The sequence below is a fragment of the Nocardia grenadensis genome, assembly GCF_050942415.1.
Lineage (GTDB): Bacteria > Actinomycetota > Actinomycetes > Mycobacteriales > Mycobacteriaceae > Nocardia > Nocardia grenadensis.
Genome location: NZ_CP192054.1, coordinates 5,956,065 through 5,966,769, shown reverse-complemented (window position 1 = coordinate 5,966,769; position 10,705 = coordinate 5,956,065). Strand labels below are relative to the sequence as shown.

The 10,705-nt window shown below is 68.6% G+C and carries 11 protein-coding genes; 7 read left to right on the top strand and 4 right to left on the bottom strand.

Annotated elements, in window-relative coordinates; genetic code table 11:
• Positions 1 to 93: 93 nt before the first annotated feature.
• From ACQPYS_RS27225 to ACQPYS_RS27215, 3 genes are all read right to left on the bottom strand, one after another.
• Positions 94 to 2,346, bottom strand: a complete 2,253-nt coding sequence (locus ACQPYS_RS27225; protein WP_433491187.1) for an AAA family ATPase — start codon at positions 2,344 to 2,346, stop codon at positions 94 to 96.
• A 313-nt stretch (positions 2,347 to 2,659) separates the two neighbouring features.
• Positions 2,660 to 3,124, bottom strand: coding sequence for a hypothetical protein (locus tag ACQPYS_RS27220; protein WP_433491186.1), 465 nt, complete (start codon positions 3,122 to 3,124; stop codon positions 2,660 to 2,662).
• Between the two features lie 108 nt (positions 3,125 to 3,232).
• Complete coding sequence (locus ACQPYS_RS27215; RefSeq protein ID WP_157107309.1) at positions 3,233 to 3,394, bottom strand: hypothetical protein; 162 nt, start codon at positions 3,392 to 3,394, stop codon at positions 3,233 to 3,235.
• 190 nt (positions 3,395 to 3,584) lie between these two features.
• Here ACQPYS_RS27215 and ACQPYS_RS27210 point away from each other — a divergent pair, with 190 nt between their 5' ends.
• Positions 3,585 to 4,037 carry an SRPBCC family protein gene (locus tag ACQPYS_RS27210; protein ID WP_157107328.1) on the top strand — a complete coding sequence of 151 codons (453 nt, stop codon included), beginning with the start codon at positions 3,585 to 3,587 and terminating at the stop codon, positions 4,035 to 4,037.
• On the opposite strand, the gene ACQPYS_RS27205 is transcribed toward ACQPYS_RS27210, so the two are convergent.
• Positions 4,012 to 5,058: a beta-ketoacyl-ACP synthase III gene (locus tag ACQPYS_RS27205; RefSeq protein ID WP_433491185.1), complete on the bottom strand. Its 1,047-nt coding sequence runs from the start codon at positions 5,056 to 5,058 to the stop codon at positions 4,012 to 4,014. The genes ACQPYS_RS27210 and ACQPYS_RS27205 overlap by 26 nt on opposite strands.
• A 259-nt stretch (positions 5,059 to 5,317) precedes the next feature.
• Between ACQPYS_RS27205 and ACQPYS_RS27200 the strand changes: the two genes are divergently transcribed.
• The 6 genes from ACQPYS_RS27200 (at position 5,318) to groL (ending at position 10,691) form a co-directional block, all read left to right on the top strand.
• Positions 5,318 to 5,578, top strand: coding sequence for a GlsB/YeaQ/YmgE family stress response membrane protein (locus ACQPYS_RS27200; RefSeq protein WP_063038317.1), 261 nt, complete (start codon positions 5,318 to 5,320; stop codon positions 5,576 to 5,578).
• A gap of 143 nt (positions 5,579 to 5,721) precedes the next feature.
• Positions 5,722 to 6,447 carry a phosphatidylserine decarboxylase gene (locus tag ACQPYS_RS27195; protein WP_433493142.1) on the top strand — a complete coding sequence of 242 codons (726 nt, stop codon included), beginning with the start codon at positions 5,722 to 5,724 and terminating at the stop codon, positions 6,445 to 6,447.
• Positions 6,447 to 7,370 (top strand): CDP-alcohol phosphatidyltransferase family protein, encoded by a 924-nt coding sequence (locus ACQPYS_RS27190; protein ID WP_063038315.1) that lies wholly within the window; start codon positions 6,447 to 6,449, stop codon positions 7,368 to 7,370. The genes ACQPYS_RS27195 and ACQPYS_RS27190 overlap by 1 nt, the downstream gene beginning before the upstream one ends.
• 59 nt (positions 7,371 to 7,429) lie before the next feature.
• Positions 7,430 to 8,188: a Clp protease N-terminal domain-containing protein gene (locus ACQPYS_RS27185; RefSeq protein ID WP_063038313.1), complete on the top strand. Its 759-nt coding sequence runs from the start codon at positions 7,430 to 7,432 to the stop codon at positions 8,186 to 8,188.
• 171 nt (positions 8,189 to 8,359) lie between these two features.
• Positions 8,360 to 8,653 carry a DUF222 domain-containing protein gene (locus ACQPYS_RS27180; protein WP_063038311.1) on the top strand — a complete coding sequence of 98 codons (294 nt, stop codon included), beginning with the start codon at positions 8,360 to 8,362 and terminating at the stop codon, positions 8,651 to 8,653.
• 412 nt (positions 8,654 to 9,065) lie between these two features.
• Complete coding sequence (gene groL / locus ACQPYS_RS27175) at positions 9,066 to 10,691, top strand: chaperonin GroEL (protein ID WP_063038309.1); 1,626 nt, start codon at positions 9,066 to 9,068, stop codon at positions 10,689 to 10,691.
• The last annotated feature ends 14 nt before the right edge of the window (positions 10,692 to 10,705 follow it).

The following is a 10,705-nucleotide window of genomic DNA, read 5'->3' as shown; positions in this document are numbered from 1 at the left end:
CAATCGTACAGATTAAGAGATGCGCACCCGCATCCGGCTACCCTCGGGCAATGGTTTCGCCAGGTCAGGCATACCGGACAGAACGGGAACGGGTCAGCGGCGCGACTCCGCGTACCGGCGCAGCGACTCCACCTGATCGGCGTTCAGTGAGGGCCGCACCGCCCGGCGGGCGGCATCGATATCCGCGGCGGTCACATCCGCGGTGTCCACATCGCGGCGCATGGCCGCCAATGCCGCCTCGCGCAGCAGCGCCGCGCAGTCCGCGGCGGAGAAACCGTCCAACTCGGCCGCGAGCCGGTCCAGGTCCACCGACGCCGCCAGTGGCACCGCGCGCCCGGTCGTCCGCAGAATGGCGGCTCGGGCCTCGGCGTCCGGTGGCGGCACGAACACCAGCCGTTCGAGCCGGCCGGGACGCAGCAGAGCCGGATCTATCAGTTCCGGCCGGTTGGTGGCGCCCAGAACCACGACATCGCGCAGCGGTTCCACACCGTCCAATTCGGTGAGCAGCGCCGCCACCACCCGGTCGGCGACTCCGGAATCGGAGCTCTGGCCGCGGCGGGGCGCCAGCGCGTCCACCTCGTCGAGAAAGATCAGCGAGGGCGCCGAGTCCCGGGCCCGCTGGAACAGCTCGCGTACCGCGCGTTCGGAGGAGCCCACCCATTTGTCCATCAGCTCCGCGCCCTTGACGGTGTGGACGCTCAACTGGCCGCTGCCCGCCAACGCCCGCACCAGGAAGGTCTTCCCGCATCCCGGCGGGCCGTACAGCAGTACCCCGCGGGGCGGCTCGATACCGAGCCGCGCGAACGAATCGGGATGCCGCAGCGGCCAGAGGACCGACTCGGTCAATGCCTGTTTGGTCTCGGCCATATCGCCCACATCGTCCAGACCGAGACTGCCGATCGCCAATTCCTCGGTACCCGACAGCGACAGTGGCCGGATGACCTCCAGGGCCCCGCTGAGGTCCTCCTGCCGGAGCAGTGGCTCGGTGCCGTCCCGGCTCGACCGTGCGGCCGCCCGCAGAGCCGCCTCCCGGCACAGCGCGGCGAGATCGGCGACCACGAACCCGGGCGCCGACGAGGCGATCTCGTCCAGTCGCAGCTCACCGGTGGGCACCTTGCGCAGCAACTGTTCCAGCAGCGCCCGGCGCATCCCGGCAGTGGGCAGCGTCAGCGCGAGTTCCCGGTCGCACAGATCGGGCGCCCGTAACCGCCGGTCGATCGCCGCCGGATGCGCGGTGGTGGCCAGGAGCGCCACGGACGGTTCGGCCAGCGCCGCCCGTAATTGATCCAGGATCAGCGTCGCGACCGGTTCGGGTGGTTCCGGTAGCAGCGCGTCGATATCGGTGATCAGCAGAATGCCGCCCCGGCCCGAACCCACCGCCGCGGCGGCGGCGGCGACCGCGCGCAACCGGGCCCCGCTCTCCGCCGCGCCCACCGTCGGCCCGTCCAGTTCCACGATCCGGCGTGGCGCGACGACGGCTCTGGCCAGTGTGGTCTTACCCACCCCTGCCGGGCCGGTGACGAGCACCCCCAACCGCGGGGTCGCGCCCAGCGCCTTCAGCAATGCGGGTTCGTCCAGGGCCAGGCTCAGCCATTCCGTCAGCTTCGCCGCCTGCGGTTGCACCCCGGCCAGGTCCTCAACCTGCAGTTCGGGAGGCGGCGCTGTCGCGACCGGAACGGATCCGGGCAGTTCGCGGCCTGTCACCGTATCGAGGTGACTCGGCGCCAGCGGCTGGTCCGGACCGGGATGCTCGTTCACCCGCAGGGGTGCCGGCTCGTCACCGATGGCTACTCCCGCCGTCCACTCGACCGCGGTATTCGGTTGCACGCTCACCGGCGCACCAGGTGGATCGGTGGTGACCACGGTGAGCAATTCGGAGGTCCAGGCGATTCCGAACGCCCGCGACAACGCCTGACTCGCCACCGACGACGGAATATCGGGTCCCAGCTCCCTGGGCAGCAGGGACACCGTATCGCCCACGGTCACCACCTTGCCGAGCAGCGCCTGGCGCAGTGTGGCCGCCGGAATCGACTGCGTGGCCTGCCGCGACCCGCTCACCGTGATGCGGCGGGCGCCGTACACCACGGCCGGCGACACCACCACGCCCGAGTTCTCCCGCAGGCCGGCATTGGACAGGGTCACATCGTCGAGGAGCGCGGTACCGGCCGGAGTCCCCGCGGGCGCCCGGCCCACCACGGCCGCGGTACGGCGTGCGCCGATGAGCGAGACACCGTCCCATTCGCGTAACCCGAGGGCGGTGAGTGCCTCGGGATGCAGCCGGACCACCCCGCGGCGGGCGTCGGCAGCGGAGGGATTCAGACGGACGGTCAACGCCAACTCAGCCACCGTGCCATTCTGCGCTGCTTCGGCGGATCAGGTGACGCGGGCATGGTGGCCGGTGTCGGGTAGGACGCGGTGTGCGTGCCGAAGTCGCCTGCCGCCTGCGGGATCCGGGTGCCCGCACCGGCCCGGCGGTTCGGTCTTCTCGATCGTTTATCGGCGTCGACGCGAGGTCGCCGCCGTCGACCTCGGTTCCGCCGACATCCCGGGAGATATCACGATCGTTACCGGCGGAGATACGGCTCTCGCCCACGGCAGCGCCGAGTTCCCGGTGACGGGTAGCTGAAAGTGTGCGGCCCGTCGCCGGCCGCACCCGCTGTCACCCGTTGGCGACGATCCCCGCGACCACGGCGACCTTCTGATCGGCCAGTTTCTGGGAGTTGCAGACCAGTTTGGCGGTACCGAGCGCGGCATTGGGGTTGCCCACGAACGCGCTGTCGGGGTTCTCGGCGAGGATCTGGCCGATGAGTTGCTGCTGCTCCGGTTCGTCGAGCTCGGCGAACCGGCCGCAGGTGGTATCGGAGGGACGCACCGAGGCCGGGGCGTCCCCGGCGGGATCGTCCTCGGTTGCGGTGGCTTCCGGCGGCTCGGCGGGGATCGGTTCCGCGTCGGGGGTGGTGGTTCCGGCGGTGGTGCCGTCGCCGGCTTCCGGCTGTGGTGCCGTCTGCGTGGTCGCGGTGTTCTTACGCAGGCCCGATGCTTCGCCCGGCTCTTCATCGGAGGAGCAACCCGAAAGCGCCAGCGCCGCGGCGGCGGCGAGCACAACAGTTGAGATTCGCTTCATAACGCATTCCCCGGTGGTCAGCCACGCCGGAGCCTCCGGCGCGACCAGCAGCGTACCGGGTGGTTGTGCGGTGGCCCCGGCCGCAGCCGGGGCCCCGGCTGCCGGGGTTCAGACCCGGTGGTGCCGAACCATATCCAGTTCGGTGGGGGTGAGCAGGCGTTCCAGCCGTTCGTCGATCCTGGCGTTTCCGGAGGGGTCATCGGGATCTGGTGCCGGGAGTTGCGGCAGTCCCTCGGTGGTCTGGCGGCGCAGTAGCGAGCGAAGGTTCACGGCCCATCACCTCACGGTAGCTGTGTGTTTGCTGACGTGCTTGCTGGCGGTGGCGCTATGGCATGGAGTCCCGCAATCGATTCTGCTTCCGGATCGGCGATATCGATACTCGGCAGCGGAAAACGTGACCGAGCCGTCGCCGATCGCTACCCTTTCTGATACTTGGAGTTTCATCTACCCGGAGGCAATGTTGCCGAAAAACCTGGAAGCCAGCATCGATATCGCCGCACCACCGGAGCGGGTCTGGGCGGTGCTCGCCGACCCGAGCCGGATGCCGGAATTCAGCCCCCAATGTGTCCGGATGGTCCCGATCGGCAAGCCGAGGGCCGGCACGCTGACGATCAATCTCAACCGGGACGGTTGGAAGTTCTGGCCGACCACCTCGCGCATCCTGCGCTACGAAAAGAACAGCGCACTGGCCTTTCGGGTGAGCCAGAACCGGACCGTGTGGACCTACACGCTCGAGCCCACCGAGGACGGCACCCGCCTCGTCGAACGCCGGGACGTCCCCAACGGCACCACCTGGGTATCGCGGACCCTGATCGACGCGGTGCTCGGTGGAGAGGCGGCGTTCGAGGAGAGCCTGGTGGCCGGGATGAACGAATCGCTGGCGAAGATCAGGTCAGCGGTCGAGGCGAACTGAACTTCGGCAGGTTCACGACCTGGGCCGCGTAGGAGAGTCCGGCGCCGAAGGCGATGAGCAGCGCGGTATCGCCGGGCCGGGACTGCCCGGTGCGCAGCAGGGTCTCCATCGCCAGCGGAATCGAGGCTGCCGAAGTGTTGCCGGTCTCCTCGATATCGTTGGCCAGCGCGCAGTCCTCCGGCAGTTTCAGCACCCGCGCCATGATCTCGATGATCCGGCCGTTGGCCTGGTGCGGGATCATGGCGTCCAGGTCGTCGGTGGACAGGCCGGCGCGGTCGATGGCGTCGCGGCAGACCTTTTCCAGGGAGTGCGCCGCCCACCGGAACACCGCGGTGCCCTCCATGGCCAGGTAGGGACGGACGGCGTCGGTGCCCTTCTCCTCGATCTCGGCGAAGAACTCGACCCAGTCCTTGTCCTGGCGGATGACCCGGTGCTGGGTGCCGTCGGAACCCCAGACGGTCGGCCCGATGCCCTGTTCCTCGGCCGGGCCCACCACCACCGCGCCCGCGCCGTCGGCGAACAGGAACGCGGTACCGCGGTCGGCCGGGTTGACGGTGTCGCTGAGCTTCTCCACCCCGATGACGAGTACGCGCGAGGCGGTACCCGCGCGGACCAGATCCGAGGCCATGGCCAGGCCGTGGCAGAACCCGGCGCAGCCGGCCGAGATATCGAAGGCGGCGGCGCCGCCGGTGCCGAGTTCGGTGGCGATCCGGGGCGCGGCGGCGGGCGTCAGCAGCAGATGGGTCGAGGTGGCGACGATAACGCAGTCGACCTGGTCGCCGGCGATACCGGCCGAGTCCAGGGCGCCGCGACAGGCGGCCACGCTCATCGAGTGAATCGTCTCGGTGTCGTCGGCGAAGCGGCGGGTGCGGATTCCCGAACGGGTCCGGATCCACTCGTCGCTGGAATCGATCGGTCCGGCTACCTCGTCGTTGGTCACGACTCGCGCCGGGCGGTACACGCCCAGCCCCAGGATCGCGGTGTGCTGGGCCCCGGTCGTCTGGGCGATCTGAGTAGCCATGGTGCTTCTCCTATGTACCTGCGGCTGGGTCGCCGCGAGGGTGGACCCGATTTCGATGTGGATTCCTCACCCGCCGGCCGCGTGGTCGCGGTCACCGGGCAATCCGGAGACATGAGGCACCCTCATATTATCTCCAAGTTCGGGTGATGGCATCGCTAATTCGATATTCGCCGGGGTTAGCGAGATCGACTCCGGGTATTGCGGCGGTACACGCCCGCGGCCGCGGCCGTGTACCCGGAGAACAAGCGAGGAACAACTCATGCTCGGACTCGGCATCATCGGCTGGATCATCATCGGCGGTATCGCCGGCTGGATCGCCAGTAAGATCATGAAAACCGACGCCCAGCAGGGCATTCTTCTCAATATCGTGGTGGGTGTCGTGGGCGGCCTGATCGGTGGCTTCCTGCTCGCGGCATTCGGTGTCGATGTGAACAGTGGCGGCTGGTGGTTCAGTTTCTTCACCTGCCTGGCCGGCGCCGTCATTCTCTTGTTCCTGGTGAAGTTGGTCGTACGGAGGTAGACCTCGGTTCGACACCCGGTGCCACCGGCCTGTTCGGCGTAAGGTGTGAACGCTTGCGCCGACAGGGTCGGCCGGCCCGTGCGCGGTGACCGGTCGCCACCTGAGAGTCCGCGCCGATCGAACCGAGTATGAAAGAGGAATCAGTGGCACGCCGTCCCACGCCGCCCGGCACTCCGGAAACCACCGGTCCGGCCCATCTGGCCGATCTGGTGCGCAGTGCGATCCCGCCGATGCATCCGGCCGGATTGCCCTTCGTGGCCGTTCCGCTGGGGGTCGCGGTCCTGGGCCGTAGGCGACGCCGGCTCCGCCGGACCGCGCTCGTGGCGGCCGCGGCGAGCGCCGCCTTCTTCCGGCATCCGCACCGCGTCCCGCCGAATCGGCCGGGAGTGGTGGTCGCCCCCGCCGACGGTGAGGTCGCCCTGGTCGATACGGCCGCGCCGCCGCCCGAGCTGGGTCTCGGCGACCAGCCGCTGCCCCGGGTGAGCATCTTCCTGTCGGTCCTGGACGTGCACGTCCAGCGCACGCCGGTCTCGGGTGTGGTGCGCGATGTGCGCTACCGGCGCGGGCAGTTCAAATCCGCCGACCTCGCCGACGCCAGCGAGGTCAATGAACGCAGCAGCATGCTGATCGATACCGCCGACGGGCAGCAGGTGGTGGTGGTCCAGATCGCCGGGCTGCTGGCCCGGCGCATCGTCTGCGACGCCGCCGCCGGTGACCGGATCACCATCGGCGACACCTACGGCCTGATCCGGTTCGGTTCCCGCGTGGACACCTACTTCCCGGCCGGGACGGAACTGCTGGTGAACGTCGGCCAGCGGACGATCGGAGGGGAGACGGTGCTGGCGGTCCTGCCGTCGGCGGGCGCGTGATGGAGCAGGTCATCGAAGGCAGGCGGCGCCGATCGGTCCGGCTGCTGCCCAGTATCGTCACCATCCTGGCGCTGTGCTCGGGACTGTCCGCGGTGCGGTTCGGTCTGGAGGGGGAACTGAAGATCGCGCTGGCCATGATCGGCGCGGCCGCGGTCCTGGACACCCTCGACGGCCGGCTGGCGCGGTTGCTGTCGGCGACCACCAAGATCGGCGCCGAACTGGACTCGCTCTCCGATGCCATCTCCTTCGGGGTGGCGCCGGCGCTGGTGCTCTATGTGGTGCTGTTCGACGGTGCGAGCAGCGGTTCGGGCTGGATCATCGCGCTGCTGTTCGCGGTGAGTATCGTGCTGCGGCTGGCCCGGTTCAACACCCTGCTCGACGACGACACCCGGCCCGATTGGGCGCGGGAGTACTTCGTCGGGGTCCCGGCTCCGGCCGGTGCGCTCATCGCGATGGCTCCGATCGCGGTGTACGTGCAGTTCGGCGACGGCTGGTGGACGAGTTTCCCGTTGGTCGCGGCCTGGACGGTCTTCACCGCGGCGCTATGCGTGAGCACCATCCCCACGCTGGCCCTCAAATCGGTATCGGTCGCCCCGCAGGCCGCCGCCGGTCTACTGGTGCTCGTCGCGCTGGCCGGTGCGGCGCTGATCACCTATCCCATCGTGCTGTTGCTGGTCCTGATCGTGCTGTACCTCGGTCATATCCCGTTTGCCTGGTACTCGCGGCGCTGGGTGGCGGCCCGGCCCGAGACCTGGCAGTACAAACCGGCCGAACGCCGCGCGCAGCGCCGGGCGGACCGCCGGTTGACCGTCCTGCGCCGTCCGGAGATCCGGCGGCCGGTGCTGCGCCGTCCCGATATCCGGCGGCCGGCACTGCGCGGCGATTCGCGGTTGCGGTTGCGCCGTCCCGGCGGGCGGAACTGAGGGATATTCGCCGTCAACCCATGGTTGACGATTGTCATGCGTCAACCTATAGTTGACGCATGACAACAGTACGTCTGGACGATCTCATCGAGGTCATCAAAAAGGCCCGGCCCGACAACGCCCTGGAACAACTCGCCGACGCGGTGGTCACCGCCGGCCATCTCGGTGAGTTGGCCGATCATCTGATCGGTCATTTCGTCGATCAGGCCCGTCGGTCGGGCGCCTCGTGGACCGAGATCGGCGCGAGTATGGGTGTGAGCAAACAGGCTGCCCAGAAGCGCTTCGTGCCCAAACCGCCGGGAGATCCCTCCGCCGAGATGGATCCCAATGCCGGATTCGGGAAATTCACCCCGCGCGCCCGCACGGTCGTGGTCGCGGCCCAGGAGGCCGCGAGTATCACCGGCAGTGCCGAGATCTCCCTCGGCCACCTGGTACTGGGCCTGCTCAGTGAGGCGGACGGCCTGGCCGGCCAGTTGATCGTGGAGCAGGGGGTCGCCCTCGCGGATGTCACGACCGCGGCACTGGCCGCGGTGGGCGGCGATGCGACCGCCGGGCCGGAGGCGCTCAAGGCCGCGACCACCGCCGGCAAGATGAGCGGCCTCATCCCCTTCGGCGCGGACGCGAAGAAAGCGCTGGAACTGACCTTCCGCGAGGCCCTGCGGCTCGGGCACAACTACATCGGCACCGAGCACATCCTGCTCGCCGTCCTCGAACTGGAGAACGGCTCGGGAATCCTGAGCGACACCGGATTGCGCAAGGAGCCGATCGAGACCCGGTTGCTCGAACTGCTCCGCCAGATCGTGACCGAGAAGCAATAGCGAACGCCCGGCCGCACCGGCGCCCGGGGCTCCGCGCGCCCGGCGATCATCGCGATTCGGACCGGTCCGTAGTGAGTGGTGTGCGGGGGACGGCCGCCCCCGTGCCGGTGTTACCGCAGGCGGGGGCTCTGATGCGCCCGATCCGGGGCGGTGTCCCGGTAATCTATAGCAATGGCGGATGAAACGGACTCCGACCTGGTGGCAGGTGAGCACCGGGACGAGCTGCTGCGCGCTTTGACCTATGTCTCCACCGAATCGTTGTCGGATGGGAGCTATGTGGTCAACGGCGATCTACCGCCGGAGGTCGCGCCGCCGTTCATTCGCGCCATAATGCGGGTCGAGGCCGAACTGCTACTGCACGATGCCGAATTCGTCACCATCGATGAGGGTGAACCGCGCACCCCGGAGGAACGGCGCGCGGACGCATTTCTCGCCCTTGCCCTGCGGGTCACCGACAGTCTTTGACTGTAGGCGGGGTTACATTTCGACGTGGCGGAGAAGTCGCGTGATTCTCACACCCACCTCGCTGGATCGTCCTCTCGCAATGGTCGAGGTCCGCCCCGGTTCTGGAGCTGCGGAGCGAAGGAGCGCAGCGACTGAGCGGCGGAGGGAAGAACCGGGGTCGCGAGGGCCTCGACCCGCCCCGCCGCGGGCAGGGCAAATGAGCGCGACCTTGCACTCGGCACCCGCGAGTGCTAAAAATGGCTTTGGCACTCCCCATCGGAGAGTGCCAAGGTCGGGACGGTGAGATCGGGTACCACGACACCCCTGGTCGTCCGTCGCGGGCACCGAACCTGGCCACAAGCGTAGCTAAAGGGTGGCCCGACAATGCGGTCATCCTGTGTGTCAGCCTCATTACTTGGAGGATCTCACCGCAATGGCCAAGACAATTGCGTACGACGAAGAGGCCCGTCGCGGCCTCGAGCGGGGCCTCAACAGCCTCGCCGACGCGGTCAAGGTGACGCTGGGGCCGAAGGGCCGCAACGTCGTGCTCGAGAAGAAGTGGGGCGCCCCCACGATCACCAACGATGGTGTGTCCATCGCCAAGGAGATCGAGCTGGAGGACCCGTACGAGAAGATCGGCGCCGAGCTGGTCAAGGAAGTCGCCAAGAAGACCGACGATGTCGCGGGCGACGGCACCACCACCGCCACCGTGCTCGCCCAGGCGCTGGTGCGCGAGGGTCTGCGCAATGTCGCGGCCGGCGCGAACCCGCTGGGCCTGAAGCGTGGCATCGAGAAGGCCGTCGAGGCCGTCACCGCCAAGCTGCTCGACTCCGCCAAGGAGGTCGAGACCAAGGAGCAGATCGCCGCCACCGCCGGTATCTCCGCGGGCGACCCGTCCATCGGTGAGCTGATCGCCGAGGCCATGGACAAGGTCGGCAAAGAAGGCGTCATCACCGTCGAAGAGGCGCAGACCTTCGGTCTGTCGCTGGAGCTCACCGAGGGTATGCGCTTCGACAAGGGCTACATCTCGGGCTACTTCGTCACCGATCCCGAGCGTCAGGAAGCGGTCCTCGAGGACCCCTACCTGCTGCTGGTCGGCTCGAAGGTCTCCACCGTCAAGGACCTGCTGCCGCTGCTGGAGAAGGTCATCCAGGCCGGCAAGCCGCTGCTGATCATCGCCGAGGACGTCGAGGGCGAGGCCCTGTCGACCCTGGTCGTGAACAAGATCCGCGGCACCTTCAAGTCCGTCGCCGTCAAGGCCCCGGGCTTCGGTGACCGCCGCAAGGCCCAGCTCGCCGATATCGCCATCCTCACCGGTGGCGAGGTCATCAGCGAAGAGGTCGGCCTCTCCCTGGAGACCGCCGGCATCGAGCTGCTCGGCCAGGCGCGCAAGGTCGTCGTCACCAAGGACGAGACCACCATCGTCGAGGGCGCGGGCGACGCGGAGGCCATCCAGGGCCGCGTGGCGCAGATCCGCACCGAGATCGAGAACTCGGATTCGGACTACGACCGCGAGAAGCTGCAGGAGCGCCTGGCCAAGCTGGCCGGCGGTGTTGCGGTCATCAAGGCCGGTGCCGCGACCGAGGTCGAGCTCAAAGAGCGCAAGCACCGCATCGAAGATGCCGTGCGCAACGCCAAGGCCGCCGTCGAAGAGGGCATCGTCGCCGGTGGTGGCGTGGCCCTGCTGCAGTCGGCTCCGGCTCTGGAGGACCTGAAGCTCGAAGGTGACGAGGCCACCGGCGCGAACATCGTGAAGGTGGCGCTGTCGGCGCCGCTGAAGCAGATCGCCTTCAACGCCGGCCTCGAGCCCGGCGTGGTCGCGGAGAAGGTTTCCAACCTGCCCGCCGGCCAGGGCCTCAACGCCGCGACCAACGAGTACGAGGACCTGCTCGCCGCCGGTGTCGCCGACCCGGTCAAGGTCACCCGCTCGGCCCTGCAGAACGCGGCCTCCATCGCGGCCCTGTTCCTGACCACCGAGGCCGTTGTCGCCGACAAGCCGGAGAAGGCGGCCGCCGCGCCGGCCGATCCGACCGGTGGCATGGGCGGCATGGACTTCTGAGTCCTGCTACCCGG

Coding starts and splice junctions, on each gene's coding strand:
- ACQPYS_RS27220 (WP_433491186.1), bottom strand. CDS start 3,124: ATGAAGCGAATCTCAACTGTTGTGCTCGCCGCCGCCGCGGCGCTGGCG.
- ACQPYS_RS27205 (WP_433491185.1), bottom strand. CDS start 5,058: ATGGCTACTCAGATCGCCCAGACGACCGGGGCCCAGCACACCGCGATC.
- ACQPYS_RS27200 (WP_063038317.1), top strand. CDS start 5,318: ATGCTCGGACTCGGCATCATCGGCTGGATCATCATCGGCGGTATCGCC.
- ACQPYS_RS27190 (WP_063038315.1), top strand. CDS start 6,447: ATGGAGCAGGTCATCGAAGGCAGGCGGCGCCGATCGGTCCGGCTGCTG.
- ACQPYS_RS27185 (WP_063038313.1), top strand. CDS start 7,430: ATGACAACAGTACGTCTGGACGATCTCATCGAGGTCATCAAAAAGGCC.
- ACQPYS_RS27180 (WP_063038311.1), top strand. CDS start 8,360: ATGGCGGATGAAACGGACTCCGACCTGGTGGCAGGTGAGCACCGGGAC.
- groL (WP_063038309.1), top strand. CDS start 9,066: ATGGCCAAGACAATTGCGTACGACGAAGAGGCCCGTCGCGGCCTCGAG.